Source organism: Streptomyces sp. DF42, from assembly GCF_058267695.1.
The window spans coordinates 7,161,869-7,178,825 of sequence record NZ_CM177859.1; the positions used below are offsets into that span (position 1 = coordinate 7,161,869).

The window sequence follows — 16,957 nt, forward strand, 5'->3', positions numbered from 1 at the left end:
CGTGGCTGTCAGGGCACCCCGGTACGCTTCAGATATGAGTGCTGTTCCTCGTTCCGAAAAGCCGGTGGGCCGGTTCCGGCGCATGCTTGACCGGCTCTCCTCGTCGCAGGAGGACCTGGAGTCCGAGGAGCTGCGGGAGGACACGGAGACCGCAGGCTGTACCCGTATCGGTGACTGTCACGACCGACAGATCGTTACGGTTACTGGTACCTTGCGCACGGTCACCCTGCGGCCGCGCGCGGGCGTCCCCGCCCTGGAGGCCGAGCTGTTCGACGGCTCCGCCGCCCTGGACGTGGTGTGGCTCGGCCGGCGCTCCATCGTGGGCATAGAGCCGGGACGCAGACTGATCGCATCGGGCCGGATCTCCCTGAGCCGGGGCCGCCGGGTGCTGTTCAATCCGAAATACGAACTGAGACCCCTCGGACGGGAGTAGCCGGTGACGTCGCTCGACAAGCCGACCGAAGACACTCAAGCCGATGATGCCCGGGCGGTGACCGAGGCCGCCCTGTTCGAGGCGTTCGGCGGAGTGCGGGGCATGGTCGAGACGGTGCTGCCCGGCCTCCTCTTCGTCACCATCTTCACGATCAACAAGGACCTGCACTGGTCGGCCATCGCCGCCCTCGCCGTGTCCCTGCTGCTCGTCGTGGTCCGCCTGGTCATGCGGGACACCGTCAAGCACGCGTTCAGCGGTGTCTTCGGCGTCGCCTTCGGTGTCGTCTTCGCGATGATGACGGGCAATGCCAAGGACTTCTACCTGCCCGGCATGCTCTACACGCTGGGCCTGGCGCTGGCGTACATCGTCACGACCCTGTGCGGAGTACCGCTGCTCGGCCTGATCCTCGGGCCCGTCTTCAAGGAGAACCTCTCCTGGCGCACCCGTAACCCGGGCCGCAAGAAGGCGTACTCCAAGGCCAGTTGGGCCTGGGGCCTGATCCTGCTCGGCAAGTGCGCGATCCTCTTCCCGCTGTACTGGTGGGCGAACACGGCTCAGCTGGGCTGGGTGCTGGTTGCGCTGAAGATCCCGCCGTTCCTGCTCGCCGTATGGCTGACCTGGGTCTTCCTGGCGAAAGCCCCTGCTCCCATCGACGTCTTCGCGGAGATGGAGGCCGAGGAGCAGGCCGAGAAGGAGCGGGCCGCCGCTGCGGGGCGTGAGGCGAGCGCCGGGCGGCATCGTCGGGAGGCGTAGTGCTCGGCGTCCGGGCGGCCGTCCCTGGGGGCTGCCGCTCCCAGACCCCCGCTTCGGCTTGGACGGCCTCGTCCTCAGACGCCGGACGGGCTGAAAGAACAAGGAACAGCCGGACGGGCTGAGAGAACAAAGAACAAGGGCGCCCCCGGCCCGGGGGCGCCCTTTGTCGTCGTAGCAGCCGAAACGATCAGCCCGCCGCGTCCTCCCGTCGCACCGACAGCAGGTCCTCCAGCTGTTCCTCCCTGGCCTGCGCGGCGACGAACAGCAGCTCGTCGCCCGCCTCCAGGGAGTCCTCGCGGGACGGGGTGAGGACTCGGGTGCCGCGGATGATGGTGACCAGGGACGTGTCCTCGGGCCACTCGACGTCGCCGACCTGGGTGCCGGCCAGGGCCGACTCCTCGGGCAGCGTCAGCTCCACCAGGTTGGCGTCGCCGTGGCTGAAGCGGAGCAGACGGACCAGGTCGCCGACGCTCACCGCCTCCTCGACCAGGGCGGACATCAGACGCGGGGTGGAGACGGCGACGTCGACGCCCCAGGACTCGTTGAAGAGCCACTCGTTCTTGGGGTTGTTGACGCGGGCCACGACGCGCGGGACGCCGTACTCCGTCTTCGCCAGCAGCGAGACGACCAGGTTGACCTTGTCGTCGCCCGTCGCGGCGATCACGACGTTGCAGCGCTGGAGCGCCGCCTCGTCCAGCGCCGTGATCTCGCAGGCGTCGGCGAGCAGCCACTCCGCCCGCGGGACGCGCTCGACCGAGATGGCGGTCGGCGCCTTGTCGATGAGCAGGACCTCGTGGCCGTTCTCCAGCAGTTCGCCCGCGATCGAGCGGCCCACCGCACCGGCACCGGCAATGGCGACCCTCATCAGTGACCGCCCTCCTCTTCGGGACCCTTGGCGAAGGACGCCTCGACCTTGTCGACCTCGTCGGTGCGCATCATCACGTGCACCAGGTCGCCCTCCTGCAGCACCGTCTGCGAGGTGGGCAGCATCGTCTCGCCGAGCCGGGTCAGGAACGCCACGCGGACACCCGTCTCCTCCTGCAGCCTGCTGATCTTGTGGCCGACCCAGGCGGCCGAGGCGTGTACCTCGGCGAGCTGGACACCACCGGTCGGATCGCGCCACAGGGGCTCCGCTCCCGAGGGGAGCAGCCGGCGCAGCATCTGGTCGGCCGTCCAGCGGACCGTCGCGACGGTGGGGATGCCCAGGCGCTGGTAGACCTCGGCACGACGCGGGTCGTAGATACGGGCAGCGACGTTCTCCACACCGAACATCTCGCGGGCCACGCGTGCGGAGATGATGTTCGAGTTGTCGCCGCTGGACACGGCGGCGAAGGCGCCTGCCTCCTCGATGCCGGCCTCGCGCAGGGTGTCCTGGTCGAAGCCGATCCCGGTGACCCGGCGGCCGCCGAATCCGGGGCCGAGGCGGCGGAAGGCCGTGGGGTCCTGGTCGATCACTGCGACCGTGTGCCCCTGTTGCTCCAGGGTCTGGGCCAGAGCGGAACCCACTCTTCCGCAGCCCATGATGACGATGTGCACGACCGTCCTTCCGGTGTCCTAAAACTACTGCTCAGCAAAGGGTCTCAGACCGACGCCAAAGCTACACACGCGCGGTAGGACGTCGGCACCCCTGTGCACGGTTGCCGTGCGGAGCGTGATGTCAGCGGCGGCTGATGCTGCGGACACTGGCAAGTGTCAGGATTCCGAGGCCGACGAGGGCCGCCGCGGCGCCGATCAACTCTGCGGTGGCATGCATGGGAACCTCCGGGGGACGGCGGCATGGCGTGACAGCCGGGGGAAATGCGGTGCTTGTCATATAGACATGACGCCCCGGCGACCTGCGGAATCCGCAGCCGGACCCCCTTCTCTTTTCACCCGGAGGGCAGATGTGGGGTGGCAGGTGGTTGGGCACGCGTTCGAACGCCTACGATTACCTGTTGTGTCCAAACTGACCGACGTGCCCAAACGGATTCTGATCGGGCGCGCACTGCGCAGTGACCGGCTGGGCGAAACGCTCCTGCCGAAGCGCATCGCCCTCCCCGTCTTCGCCTCCGACCCGCTGTCCTCCGTGGCGTACGCCCCTGGTGAGGTGCTGCTGGTCCTGTCCATCGCGGGTGTGTCGGCGTACCACTTCAGCCCCTGGATCGCGCTCGCGGTCGTCGTGCTGATGTTCACCGTGGTCGCCTCCTACCGGCAGAACGTGCACGCCTACCCCAGCGGCGGTGGCGACTACGAGGTCGCGACCACCAACCTGGGCCCCAGGGCGGGACTCACGGTCGCCAGCGCCCTGCTCGTCGACTACGTCCTCACCGTCGCCGTCTCGATCGCCTCCGGCATCGAGAACCTGGGCTCGGCGGTCCCCTTCGTCGTTGAGCACAAGGTGCTCTGTGCGGTCGCCGTGATCGTGCTGCTCACGCTGATGAACCTGCGGGGCGTCAAGGAGTCCGGCAAGCTCTTCGCGATCCCGACCTACGTCTTCGTGGGCGGCGTGTTCATCATGATCGCCTGGGGCGCGTTCCGCGGGCTGGTGCTCGACGACACCATGCAGGCGCCCACGGCGCATTACACGATCAAGGCCGAGCACCAGGGCCTGGCCGGATTCGCCCTGGTCTTCCTGATGCTGCGCGCCTTCTCCTCCGGCTGCGCCGCGCTCACCGGTGTCGAGGCGATCTCCAACGGCGTGCCCGCCTTCCGCAAGCCCAAGTCGAAGAACGCGGCGACCACGCTCGCCGCGATGGGCCTGCTCGCCGTCACCATGTTCTGCGGGATCATCGTCCTCGCCCTGACGACCAAGGTCCGCATGGCCGAGAACCCGGCCACCGACCTGCTGAAGAACGGCGTCGGGGTCGGCTCCGGCTACGTCCAGAACCCGGTGATCACGCAGGTCGCCGAGGCCGTCTTCGGCAAGGGCAGCTTCCTGTTCGTGGTGCTCGCCACGGCCACCGCGCTGGTGCTGTTCCTCGCCGCCAACACCGCCTACAACGGCTTCCCGGTCCTCGGCTCCATCCTCGCCCAGGACCGCTATCTGCCCCGCCAGCTGCACACCCGCGGCGACCGCCTCGCCTTCTCCAACGGCATCGTGCTGCTGGCCGGCGCGGCGACCCTGCTGGTCGTGATCTACGGCGCCGACTCGACCCGGCTGATCCAGCTGTACATCGTCGGCGTGTTCGTGTCCTTCACGCTCAGCCAGACCGGCATGGTCCGCCACTGGAACCGCCACCTGGCCACCGAGAAGGACCCGGCCAAGCGCAGCCACATGATCCGCTCCCGCGCGATCAACACCTTCGGCGCCTTCTTCACCGGCCTGGTCCTGGTCGTGGTCCTCGTCACCAAGTTCACGCACGGCGCCTGGGTCGCGCTGCTGGGCATGTGCATCTTCTACGCGACGATGACGGCCATCCGTAAGCACTACGACGGCGTGGCCGCGGAGATCGCGGCGCCCGAGGGCCCGAGCGACGACAGCGTACGGCCGTCCCGGGTGCACTCGGTCGTTCTGATCTCGAAGATCCACCGCCCCACGCTGCGGGCCCTCGCCTACGCCAAGCTCATGCGCTCGGACACCCTGGAGGCGCTGACCGTCAACGTCGACCCGGCGGAGACGAAGGCGCTGAAGGAGGAGTGGGAGCGGCGCGGCATCGACGTACCGCTGAAGGTGCTGGACTCGCCGTACCGCGAGGTCACGCGGCCGGTCATCGAGTACGTGAAGGGTTTGCGCAACCAGTCCCCGCGGGACGCGGTCTCCGTGATCATCCCCGAGTACGTGGTGGGCCGCTGGTACGAGCATCTGCTGCACAACCAGAGCGCGCTCAGGCTGAAGGGCCGACTGCTGTTCACGCCGGGTGTCATGGTCACCTCGGTGCCCTACCAGCTGGAGTCCTCCGAGGCGGCGAAGCTGCGGGCCCGCAGGCGGCAGGACTGGAACGCGCCGGGTTCGGTGCGGCGCGGTCCGGCCCAGCATGGCCGGCCGAAGGAGCCCTCGGGCTCGTCGGGTTCGCCGGGGCCGTCCGGCTCGTCCGACGGCAAGAGCTGACGCTCGCTGGTCAACGGCCGGACGGCGCCCACGTAGACTGGTGGGCTGTTGTCCGGCCGTTTCCCATTCGATGTTGTGGAGTCACCCCGCCATGCAGGCAGAACCGAAGAAGTCGCTGGTGGGGGAGGAGTACGAGGTCGAGATCGGCCCCGTCGCCCACGGCGGGCACTGCATCGCCCGTACGTCCGAGGGCCAGGTGCTGTTCGTCCGGCATGCGCTGCCCGGTGAGCGGGTCGTGGCGCGGGTGACCGAGGGCGAGGAGGGGGCCCGTTTCCTGCGCGCGGACGCGGTGTCCGTGCTCTCGGCCTCCAAGGACCGTATCGAGGCGCCCTGCCCGTATGCCGGCCCCGGCCGCTGCGGCGGCTGCGACTGGCAGCACGCCAAGCCGGGGGCGCAGCGCCGGTTGAAGGGCGAGGTCATCGCCGAGCAGTTGCAGCGGCTCGCGGGTCTCACCCCCGAGGACGTCGGCTGGGACGGCACGGTCATGCCGGCCGAGGGCGACAAGCTGCCGGCAGGCGAGGTACCGCAGTGGCGGACGCGCGTGCAGTACGCGGTGGACGCCGACGGCAACGCCGGTCTGCGCCGCCACCGTTCACACGAGGTCGAGCCGATCGAGCACTGCATGATCGCGGCGCCGGGCGTGAGCGAGCTGGGCATCGAGGACCGCGACTGGTCCGGCATGGCGTCGGTGGAGGCGATCGCGGCGACCGGCTCCCAGGACCGCATGGTGATCCTGGAGCCGCGGCCGGACGCCCGGCTCCCGCTGGTCGAACTCGACAAGCCGGTCTCCGTGATGCGCGTCGAGGAGAAGGACGGCGGCATCCACCGCGTCCACGGCCGCGCCTTCGTCCGCGAGCGGGCCGACGGCCGTACCCACCGGGTCGGCAGCGGCGGCTTCTGGCAGGTCCACCCGATGGCCGCCGACACCCTCGTCAAAGCCGTCATGCAGGGCCTGCTGCCCCGCAAGGGCGACATGGCGCTCGACCTGTACTGCGGTGTGGGCCTGTTCGCCGGCGCGCTCGCCGACCGGCTCGGCGACAAGGGCGCGGTCCTCGGCATCGAGTCCGGCAAGCGTGCCGTCGAGGACGCCCGGCACAACCTCGCCGACTTCGAGCGGGTGCGGATCGAGCAGGGCAAGGTGGAGTCCGTCCTGCCGCGCACCGGCATCACCGAGGTCGACCTGATCGTCCTGGACCCGCCGAGGGCCGGCGCGGGCCGCAACACCGTGAAGCACCTGTCGTCGCTGGGTGCGCGACGCATCGCGTACGTCGCCTGCGACCCGGCCGCGCTGGCCCGGGACCTGGGGTACTTCCGGGACGGGGGGTACCGGGTGCGGACGTTGCGGGCGTTCGATCTGTTTCCGATGACGCATCACGTGGAGTGCGTTGCCGTCCTCGAACCGGCCGCGAAGGGCTCCTGACCTGCGGTTTTGTGCGTGCGCATTATGTGCGGTGTGGGCGTTACGGGCGATATCTTGACGCTGAAATGACGCTCGTGACGCTCATTTGACGCTCGTTCTGATGGGGTGTCAGGTGGCATGCTGAGCAGGTCGGACCCTGCCAAGTGGCGAGTGCCGATGGGGTGCCGAGTGTGGGCGACGCTGAGTGAAAAGCGGTTGCTTGCTGCTGATCGGATGTGATCAATCACGCCTCGTTGACTTGTGCAGATGGCTTCTTGTCTGATCCGTGCTCGTCCTCGTCAGTGGAGTTGAAGGCCCAGAAGAGTCCCAGGGAACTCCCACTGCCGATGCCCGCTGTTTCTGCTTTATCCAGGGCGAGGGGCTGCGGGGCGCGCATCGGTGGTCCAACAGTTGGGGATCTGCCCGTAATCTCGGGGATATTCTGTGCCCCTCGCGTCGGTCGTCTCGACCGGTGCAGTGTTAAGGGGGAGCAGGGTGGGTGCGCCGGAGTCGAATGCCGGAGACGATTTCCACTTCTGGTGGGCGGCGAGCCGGGCGCTGAAGCTGGTCGAGCCGGGCACCATTCTCCGGCGTGTCACACTCGAAGGTCTTGCCCACGTCGATGATCCAGACGACGAGTACGAGACGGTGGACGTTGCCGAGTACCTGGGGGGCGACGATGCCGCTTCGGCAGAAGCTCTTGTCCTGTCGCAGCTGAAGTACAGCTCGCGTCACCCGGACACCGAATGGACAACGGCAAGGCTCTGCAAGAAGAGCGTGCGGTACCGCGCCAACGGCACTACGACGCCAGCACGATCCGTCATCGCGGATCTGGCGGCTGCCTATCGACGGCTTGTGGACGAACATGGGGTTGATGTCGCGTCCAAGGCCCGTATCGCGTTGGTCAGCAACCAGTCGGCCGCGCCCGAGCTGGTCTCCTCTGTAGCAGCTGCGACGGCGTGGGTTGCAGACCAAGGGCAGGCGGTCCAGACCCGGGCTCTTCTCGCTGCGCTCCCTGCCGAGCAGGCTGCGACTGTCCGGTCTCTGTCTGAGGCGGTAGGCGCCCGGCTGAGCAGCCAGCAGTTCTGCGCGTTCATGGGCGCCCTTGATCTGTCACAGACGGGCGCCATGGACAGGGCTGCACTGGCCCGCGCGGTTCAGTCCGGAGCGGCTGAGCTGACACCGGGCAAGGGCCACGACTCGGCCCTGAAGCTGTTCCACCTCGTCCGTGCGCAGGCACTGCCAGACAGCAACCGCAAGGGAGTGGCGGCAAGCGACGTCCTTGCGGAACTAGGGGCTCCCGAACTGCTGGATCTGTACCCGGCACCTGCTCGGTTCACGGAAGTTGCCGATCCGCTCCCCGCGCCCGGTGCCCGTTCCATCGCAGACGCCGTCATGAGGCATCCGGGACGACTCGTGGTGGCTCACGGAGATGCCGGGGCTGGGAAGACCACGGCGATCCGCCAGATGAACGACCACCTGCCGGTGGGATCCCAGGTCGTCCACTTCGACTGCTACGGCGGCGGAGACTATTTGAGTGCAGGTGAAGAGCGGCACACGCCGGAGCGATTCGTCACCCAAGTGGTCAACGAACTGGCGCAGTTGTGCGGAACTCCGCTGCTCATTCCGGTCTCGCAGCGGCATGAGGACCTTTGGCGGCGGCTCCGCCGCACGCTCGACGGAGCCGTCGCCGGCCTTCCGCGGAACGCCGTGGTGGTCTTGGCCGTCGACGCTGCTGACAACGCCGCGACAGCGGCTCGGGAATGCGGAAATCGCTCCTTTCTGTCGGAGCTGGTCCGCCTGGCACTGCCCCAGCGAGTCGCCGTGGTGCTCACCGCCCGCAGCCACCGGGTCGGTTCGCTGGGGGCTACGACGGCGGCCGAGGAGGTTCCGCTCGCAGCGTTCGACGCTCCCACGTCTGCGGCGCACTTGCGTCGGCACCGGCCGGACGCCTCCGAGGAGGACGCCCACGCTTTCCACGACAGGACTCAAGGGAATCCCAGAGCCCAGTTCTACGTCCTTCAGCAAGCCGCCGAGCATGCCTGGGACATGTCCACGCTACTGGCGAAATCGGAGCGGACTCCCAAGGCGGTATTCGAGGATCTCATCGACTCGGCTCTGCATGTGGGCGGAGCGGACGCCGGTGGTCTACGGTGGCTCGCGTTGATGTTGGCGCTTTCCCGCCCGGTGCCGCTTCAGACACTTGCCACCGCTCTCGACGTCGACCTGCCGGCCGTCAGGAACTTCGCAGCGGGGCTCACCCCCGGAGTCCAGGTCGTCGACGACTCGATCCAGTTCCGGGACGAAGACTTCGAAACGCATGTCAGGGACTGCGTGGATCCCTCCGAAGTGATCGCGGCACACAGCCGACTGGCGGATCTGTGTCTCGCCGCGCGGGCGACCGACGCGGACGCTGCAGCGCACGTGGCCGACCATCTGGCAGCGTCGGGCCGCCTGGAGGAGCTGCTGCAACTGGTCCTGGAAGAAGCCACTCCTGTCGGCATTACGGACGGTTTTCGCCGAGAGGAGGTCCAGGGCCGACGCCTGGACCTGGCTGTGCGAGCCGCAGCACAAACGGCCGACGCGGCAGCCGCCGTACGACTGGCCGTTCGGGGCTGCGACACGGCGTCCCGTTTCGACACGCTGTCGCGCCTGACCGAGTCACATCTGGAGCTGGTCGCCCGCTATACGGACCCGGACCTCCTGCGAGCCCACGTACTGCGCACACCGAGCGGGTCTTGGCTCGCCCCGGTGTTCCTCCAGACGGCTGCGGTGCTGTCCCGTACTCCGGAACGGCACGACGTGGCCCGGGCTGACCTGGAGAGCGCCGGGGGCTGGCTGCGTCGCTGGATGGCTCAGCGGAACGGGGAGGGCAAGCACTGGGATGTCACGCCGGACGACGTTGCCGCGGCAGCGGAGGCGTGCTATCGATTTGACGGGGTCAGGGCCGCGCTGAGAGAACTGCGGCGATGGCGCCCCGGTGACCTCGTGCTGGAGGCCGCCGTGGCACTGGCAGAACGCCTGGCGGATGATGTCGATCCTGCCGTCGTACGACGGTTGTTGAAGAGGTACCGGGTTCCGGCGGAGGCGCAGGCACGCGTCTTCGCCGCTGTCGTATCGCCTTCCGATGAGCCGGACGCGGAGTGGGTCGACGAAGTACTTGCTGCGTTGCTGTTGGACCTGCCTGCCGAGCCTCTGCCAGTGCAGTCACGAGTGCTCGACGAGGCGCTGCGGCACGGCGACCGTCAGCTGACTGCCGACCTGGCCAAACGCTGGTCCACGGCGCTGCCCAGCGGTATTTCGAACTATGCGGGATCCACGGAGCCAGGCACTGTGCTTCTGCGCTGCCATGCCGCAGACGCAGTGCTCAGCGGCAACGACATGGACGTCGCCGCGCTCGTTCCCGCCACACTGCAGTCACGCACCGACGAAACGGGTCGCACCACTGACCCCCGGGCGCGCGAACGCGATGAATGGCTCCAACTCGTGAAGGCCATCGCCGCAGCCGCCGTGCTGGCTGCACGCGCCTCCTTGGGGCAAGCGGACGCCGAAGAGGTCCTCACGTTTTGTGATCGAGGAATCGCCGCACGTATGGAGCGCGCCACGCACCGGTGGTTCACGTACGACAGGTCCTATCCGGCCTGGGCAAGCCTAGTGGCCTCCGCCGCCCTGGACACCCAAGTGGCACAGGAGGCCGTCGATCGTCTGGCCGGGGCCGCGGAGGCCATCCGTCGTGACGGTGCGCCTGAACTCTGGATGGAACTGGCGGCCCTACTCCTGCCACACTCGCATCTCAAGGGCATGGCAGCCGACCTGTGCACGAGGGCGGCCGACTACGTCAACAGCAACGACTATCCAGCACAGGAACGCCTTGACCTCCTTGCTCGTTTGGCGGAGCTGGGAGCGAAGGTGGATGTGGATCTAGGAGGACATCTCTTCGACCAGGCTGTGGAAGCAGCGACCGGAGTTAACGACGACGCGGCCCGTCTCCTGCAGGTCCACGTAGACCTCGCCCACCGCGCCAACAACTCCGGTCTTGATCCGGCTCATACCGCCGCGCGTCTCGTTCGAGCCGCGGAACTGATGGCCCCGCACGTGAGTGACGCCGCCGAGATTCCCTATGCGGAGATCGCCGGCGCGGCGGCTCGCCTGGACCCCTTCACCGGCCTTGCGGCTGCCAGCAGATGGGATGACCAGGACCGCATCGGGTTCTCGTCCACCTTGCCTGCCGCATTGACCGGTGCAGTTCACAACGGAGAGATCCCCTCGCAGCAGCTTCTCTTCCTGGACCACTTGATTGCCGACGACGGAGGTCGTTGGCTTCTGCAGCTCAACGTCGCCAAAAGGCTGGCGGCGAGCGGTGCTACGGAGAGGCAGGAGTGCCGCCGTGTCCTGTTGAGAGCGGCGGAATGGGTGCGGCGTCGTGTTCCCGCACGCGATCAGCCGGCAAGGGCGCGGCACCTTGTCGACGCTGCCGAGCAGATGGGGCACGGGAGCAGCATCCGGCAGGCGCTCGAAGCCGTAATTCGGCTCGGAGACGTACGGGAAGGTTCGGTCATTGGCCAGGCTTCCAGCAGAGACTGGGGCGGTAGTGAGCGCCACGCTCCCGAGGTTCAAGCCTTGCTGTCCGGGGCCACGTCTCGCAGCTGGGTGTCGATGGCAGAGGACGTACGAACTCTGACCGACGCTCGTGTCTACGGCGAAGAACTGCGTGGATTCATTACGGCGGTTCTCCAATACACCCCCTACGGACAGCGCCTGGACGCTCTGACAACTGTCGCGTCGCTGCCGAACTTGGACACGAACGACGCGCTAGCGGTCCTGTCCGACCACGTCCGCCGCTGGAGTTCTACACCAGCGGTAGCGACATGGGCGGCTGCAAGGCTTCCCGACCTGGTTAGTCGACTCTTCACCGAGGTGCTCTGGGGGCATGACACTCAAAGCACGATCGAACAACTAAGGGTCTTCGGAGACGACTTGGCCATCCGGCACGCCGCTCTGGCCGCCCTGCCGGAGGCACGGCAGGGGCTGCGGGCCTACGGATGGCGGAGCGTCGCAGTCCTCCTTGGGCATCTGTGCCCCACCGCCGATGCCGGCTCGGCCCTTCTGGGGCTCCTCGACGACCGTGTTCCGCACGACACCGTAGCCGCCGAACGGAAGAGCGCGGCGACGGCCGTTTCCCTGCTGCTCTGGAGCACCTTCGGGCACCCTCAGCGGGAACTACGCTGGCGTGCGGCGCATTCCACTCGCGAACTACTGAGCGCCTCCTCCGCTGCTGACGCCGAGTCGCTTGTAGCGGACCTGATGCGACGCTTGGACGACAATGAGCCGGGAACCTTCCGGGATGCGAACCAGTTCTACAGCTTCTCGGCGATCGCCGCACTTTTTGCGGCACTTGAGCGGGTGGCAGTGGAGCGTCCTAATATTCTTGCGGCGCACTTCCGTGAGTTCATGCGCGTCGCTACTGATCGAGTGTTCCCTCATGCACAGATCCGTGAACTGGCGCGTCGCATTGGCCTGGCGGTGGCGGCAGCAGCCAACGCCGATCCCACGCAGGTTGAGATGCTTTGCCTGGCCAACCAGCCCTCCAGTTGGCTCGTGGACTACGGACGCAGTTACGCGCGACGCGACAGAACCTCCCGCCACGGTCGCTACGACTTTGATTCCATGGACACCATCCCCTATTGGTACGGGCCGCTGGCCGAGGTCTTCGACGTCGAGGTGGACGCCATCGTCGAGACCGCCGAGGAATTCATCATCGACCGATGGGGTTTGAGCACGGACGATTGGTGGACCGATGTCCGAGAGCTGCGCGACGAGCGCTCCTACGAACGCACCGGTCACAGGCACGGAAGCATTCCTCGCGAGGAGAGTCTCCGGCTCTACATCGAGTATCACGCCATGATGGCCACAGCCGGGCACCTCGCTGACGAAGGCCGTCCGGTCCGTGCCGGAACCCTGGCACATGAACAAGATGACTCCTGGGAGGACTGGCTGCTACCACACCTCCCGGCCCCGACCGGCTGGCTCGCAGACCTCGGGACACCGGTCCCGGCCGATCCGGAGTTCCTTCTGCCCCGGGCGCGTTCCGCCACTTGGGATACTGCATCGCTCGCTGACTTCGATCGTGCCCTCGGGCTAACGATCGACGACGGGGCAGGCGGTGTATCGGACATGATCCGTGTGGCGGCGAGTGTACGACTCCAGGATTCCGGCACCCTCGAGACGGTGAGTGTGGCTTCGGCCCTCGTGGATCCTCGTCATGCCGCCGACCTGCAGCGCGCCCTCGCCTCGGCCTCCAGCCCGACAGACTGGAAGCTTCCCGACGAAGAAGAGGAAGAATTCGAAGTCGACCAAGGTGCCTTTCACCTCAGCGGATGGATTCTTCGTCCTTACGATCCCGCGGAATACCTCGACCGGCACGATGCATACGCCTACGAGCTGCGTCGTGAACTTCCCCTGCCAGGGAAGGCATTCAGGATTCAGAGCCGCACGGCAGTCGACGCCGCCCATCTAACGCTGACAGCGAACGACGGAGGCATCGTGGCGCAGGCTCAGCAATGGGCCGACCCTGACCCGGGACGTGACCTAGAATCTACGCTCGTCTCATCTGGCTACCGTGTCCACATCAGGCGGGACACATTGTTGCGGTATCTCGCCGCCACAGGAAAAAGCCTGATCACGGAGGTTCAGATTGCACGGCGCCGAACTGGACAACGACGAGACGGGTACCGGATCCCCGTCAGCCGCATCTATCTCCTCGACGCCACCGGAGACCTCACCGCCAGTGGACTCCGTCGCTGAGCTGGGCGAACGCATCCTGGCCGAGTTCGGCGACGAGCACACCAACAACACTCTGGTCCGGTGGCTCGCACACCACACAGCTCGCCTCGTGACGGAAGCCGATCAGGCGCGTGAGCGGAACGCGCCGGACGCCGCAGCCCGCGCTGCTGAGGCACGGGACGCGATCCTGCGAATCTGGCAGGCCCGGTCCTCGTGGCCTTCCGGATGGCCGCCCCCATACGCGGCGAAACTGGCTTCGACCCTCGATGCGCTACCTGAACCGGGAAACGACAGTTGGTCGCGGCCTACCGTGCGGGCGCGGCTGCACGAGATTCACCACAACGTCTTGGCCATCCTGGTCGACCTGACGATCGACGAAGGCCCGGAAGACGAGGCAGAGTGGCTGAACAGATTCGGCCGCGATCTCACCGAGCAGGAGTCGGCTGTCTTGCGGTATGCGGCCCACTCGCCAAGAAGAGCAGCAGCCCTCCAGCGGAGAGACGAGGTGGAGACCTCCGCGGACGCCGATGTCGACGAACCCGGCACGGCCGCTGTTATCGAAATGCTTGCCGAACTTGCGGAGGCATATCGAAACACCATCACCGACCTCCTGGGGGCGGTTGTAAAGGCTGCCACCTCACCAGATGACGGCGATCAGGAAGAGACCGCTTCCTCGGGAGAGACACCTGCGTAGGAGGGCCAGCCCTGGCCCTTGAGGGCGGTCTCGGTGGCACGGATGCCGACGGTGCGTCCAAGCCGTAGGTGATGACGCGGGCGTTGGCGCGTTCGGTCACGGCCGTGAAATGGGGGGCGTTGAGGACGGGGAGCCCCTTGATGGGTAGGGCTTCGGCGATCCCGCCCTTAGCTTGGACGACCTTGTCCTGCGTGCCGGACTCGCGATGTCGGCGGTGTCGAAGTCGGGCTACGGGCGCAAGAATTCAGAGCAGGCGCTTAGAAGGCGCCTGCTCTGTTCGGCTGCTTCGGGCCACGAAACGGGCGCTGTCGATGCTCCCTTGCGAGGCGGCGGCATCGGGGCGGTTCGCCGACGGCAGACAAGTTGGGGCCGGAACGGACTGGAATAGAGGGCCCTGTGCAAGTCAATCTAGAGCGCTTCCTGAAGATCGTGATGACTTGCCGTCGCCATCCCTGACGTGGATCTGACGTCAGCATCGTTGAGATCCCGTGGCGTTATAGCACGGGATCCCCGGTTACCGAAACCGGGGATCGTGCCGACCATTGAATCTGTCACGCGGATCCCCGAGTGGCGCATTCTGTCCCTTTCCCTGAGGAGTTAATCGCTGTGTCCGTCGACGTAATGGACGAAGAATGGCTGCTTTCCGTGGAGCAAGTTCGATCGCTGCTCGAGTGGATACGTGGGCACGCGGGTGCCGATCGCTCGGTGTACCCCTTCATGCTCACCGTGGCCGAGCAGGCACTGCGTCCGGGGGAGGCTCGCGCCCTGCGAGTTCGCGACGTGATGCTCCCGGAGGGCGAGGGGGGTCAGTTGACGGCTCGTCACCGAGGAGTAGCTAGGGAGATTCCCCTCCAGCCCCGTTTCGTTGAGTTTCTGCGTCTCTGGATCGATGAGGCTGGTCTGAGGGAGGGCGATCTGCTGTTTCCCGGCAGGCGCGGTGGGCCGCTCTCGGCTTCCGTCTACCAGCAAGTGTGGGAGCAGGCCCAAGAGGCTGTCCTGCCCCGGGACGAGCGGTACTCGTGGCGTCTGGGGGAGCCCATCTCCATCCTGCGGGAGTCGTGCCTCGTGGAGTGGCTGAGGATGGGCATCTCGTCCTTCGCGGTTGCCGAGCTGGCCGGTGTGACGCCGGATTGGCTGGCACTTCGCTACCCGTACTGCTTCCGTCGGGAGGATGCCGACATCGACTGGGATCGCCTGGCCAAGGCCATGGCCCTTCCAGAGCTCAAGCGATGAAATTCCGCCCGCGCTCCGGCCGATCCGCGGAGCGCGGGCACCCTACCGATTTCATCCCTCTGCCCCTCGTCAGTCCTCACGCCCAGCGACACCGTCACGTCACGAAATCCTGGTTTGCGAGGTTCCACTTCGAGGTGAGGTCTCACTGCCCTGAGGGAGCTGGTTGACCTTCGCCCTGGACCGGCTGCCGCTTCGCCGGGCACCCATCTCGCCCCCATCGTCAAGGATCTACCCATGCCTGCCCGCTTGCTGTCCATTCCCGCTGTCGCCGCCGCCCTGGATGTCGACCGCCGTACGGTCTACCGCTTCATCGCTGCTGGTGAGTTGCCGGTCGTCGATCTGCGGACCGGAGCGGGGCGTTCCCGTGTCCGTGTTCCCCTTGCCGGGCTCGAGGAGTTCATCACCAGCAGGTCGGTCGCTGCCCCGAGGTCCCGCCGCTGATCTCTTGCCGTCGGCTTGTCCCGCTCCACCCTCGAACAAAGGAGTAGTACCGCGTACCTGCGCAAGTTGAAGTCTGGAAAGTGGCAGGCGACCGTCCGCAACCGGATAGGAGACCGGTTCAGCGAGTCGTTTCCCCTCAAAGCTCAGGCGCGGGCCTGGGGCATCGAGATGGAGACCCAGTTCGCGCGCGGAGGTATGCGCGACCCGCGGGCCGGTGAAGTGTCGTTCTGTGAGTGGCACGACCGGTGGTGGAACGCTCGCATCGTTGAGCCCCACACGCTGCGCGGCGACGCCTCCAACATCAAGAACCACGTCATGCCCTACTGGGCCGACTGGGAGATGCGGGCCATCACCCGCATGGACGTTCAGAGTTGGATCCGGACCCTGGTCGAGAAGGGCGCGGGGGCCGCTGCGATCAAGCGGGCCTACAACCTGACGTCCTCCATGATGCGCGCGGCCGTCGACGATGACGTGATCGCGGTAAGCCCCTGCCGCAGCATCGACCTGCCCACCATCGCGGTGAAACCGCCGCAGTGGTTCACGCTCGACCAGGCGCAGAGCATCCTGGACGAACTCCCCGCCCCGTGGCGGACGATGTGCCTGCTCGGCTTCTACACCGGTCTGCGCTGGGGAGAACTGACCGGCTTGCACCGCCACCGCATCGACACGCGTCGCGCGCGCCTGTTCGTGGTGGAGGTCAACAGCAAGAGCGGCATCAAGGAGTACCCCAAGAGCTCCAAGAGCCGCCGGGAAGTCCCGCTCCCGCCCCACGTCCTGGATGCCCTTGAACGCCACATCCACCGGCTCGACCGGGACGCCGTGGTCTTCACCACCATCACCAAGGGCCGTACCGGGCGCCTCCTCGCCGACAGTAACTGGCGCCGGCAGACCTGGTGGCCCACCGTCGAAGCCTCCTACTACTTCGACACCGATGGCGAGCAACAGCTCGTCCCGCACTACCCGCCCCACTCCATGCGGCACACCTGCGCCTCGTGGCTGGTCCAGAAGGGAGTCTCGCTCTACGAAGTCCAGCACCTCCTCGGCCACGAAAGCTTCCAGACCACCCAGCGCTACGCTCACCTGCAGCCGGACGCGCACAAGGCCGTCCTCGGAGCATGGGAGCGGATGGAAGCCCCGCTCACCGTCGCAGCATGAACGTTCCTTCACCCCTGTCCGCGCCGGACGGGGGTGAAG

The 16,957-nt window shown here is 67.0% G+C and carries 11 protein-coding genes; 9 read left to right on the top strand and 2 right to left on the bottom strand.

All coding sequences use genetic code 11. The features are described from left to right. Window positions 1–34: 34 nt before the first annotated feature. A complete protein-coding gene (locus ACYUED_RS32870) occupies window positions 35–433 on the top strand; it encodes an OB-fold nucleic acid binding domain-containing protein (protein ID WP_393864010.1) in 399 nt (132 codons plus the stop codon). 3 nt (window positions 434–436) lie between these two features. Continuing rightward, window positions 437–1,186 (top strand): DUF3159 domain-containing protein, encoded by a 750-nt coding sequence (locus ACYUED_RS32875; protein WP_491288051.1) that lies wholly within the window; start codon window positions 437–439, stop codon window positions 1,184–1,186. A 187-nt stretch (window positions 1,187–1,373) separates the two neighbouring features. On the opposite strand, the gene ACYUED_RS32880 is transcribed toward ACYUED_RS32875, so the two are convergent. Then, the gene (locus tag ACYUED_RS32880) at window positions 1,374–2,051 is read right to left on the bottom strand and encodes a potassium channel family protein (protein WP_266522616.1); all 678 of its coding nucleotides are present in this window, start codon (window positions 2,049–2,051) and stop codon (window positions 1,374–1,376) included. Next, window positions 2,051–2,722 (bottom strand): potassium channel family protein, encoded by a 672-nt coding sequence (locus ACYUED_RS32885; protein WP_491288055.1) that lies wholly within the window; start codon window positions 2,720–2,722, stop codon window positions 2,051–2,053. The genes ACYUED_RS32880 and ACYUED_RS32885 overlap by 1 nt, the downstream gene beginning before the upstream one ends. Before the next feature lie 400 nt (window positions 2,723–3,122). Between ACYUED_RS32885 and ACYUED_RS32890 the strand changes: the two genes are divergently transcribed. From ACYUED_RS32890 to ACYUED_RS32920, 7 genes are all read left to right on the top strand, one after another. Further along, window positions 3,123–5,213, top strand: a complete 2,091-nt coding sequence (locus ACYUED_RS32890; protein WP_491288057.1) for an APC family permease — start codon at window positions 3,123–3,125, stop codon at window positions 5,211–5,213. A 91-nt stretch (window positions 5,214–5,304) separates the two neighbouring features. After that, a complete protein-coding gene (locus ACYUED_RS32895; protein WP_491288059.1) occupies window positions 5,305–6,633 on the top strand; it encodes a class I SAM-dependent RNA methyltransferase in 1,329 nt (442 codons plus the stop codon). 474 nt (window positions 6,634–7,107) lie between these two features. Continuing rightward, complete coding sequence (locus ACYUED_RS32900) at window positions 7,108–13,416, top strand: AAA family ATPase (protein ID WP_491288061.1); 6,309 nt, start codon at window positions 7,108–7,110, stop codon at window positions 13,414–13,416. After that, window positions 13,400–14,089: a hypothetical protein gene (locus ACYUED_RS32905; RefSeq protein WP_491288064.1), complete on the top strand. Its 690-nt coding sequence runs from the start codon at window positions 13,400–13,402 to the stop codon at window positions 14,087–14,089. Before ACYUED_RS32900 ends, ACYUED_RS32905 begins: the two co-directional genes overlap by 17 nt. Window positions 14,090–14,695: 606 nt before the next feature. Next, the gene (locus ACYUED_RS32910) at window positions 14,696–15,322 is read left to right on the top strand and encodes a tyrosine-type recombinase/integrase (RefSeq protein WP_491288066.1); all 627 of its coding nucleotides are present in this window, start codon (window positions 14,696–14,698) and stop codon (window positions 15,320–15,322) included. A gap of 234 nt (window positions 15,323–15,556) precedes the next feature. Continuing rightward, window positions 15,557–15,763 (top strand): helix-turn-helix domain-containing protein, encoded by a 207-nt coding sequence (locus tag ACYUED_RS32915; protein ID WP_054243456.1) that lies wholly within the window; start codon window positions 15,557–15,559, stop codon window positions 15,761–15,763. A 66-nt stretch (window positions 15,764–15,829) separates the two neighbouring features. Continuing rightward, window positions 15,830–16,918: a site-specific integrase gene (locus tag ACYUED_RS32920; RefSeq protein WP_054243455.1), complete on the top strand. Its 1,089-nt coding sequence runs from the start codon at window positions 15,830–15,832 to the stop codon at window positions 16,916–16,918. The last annotated feature ends 39 nt before the right edge of the window (window positions 16,919–16,957 follow it).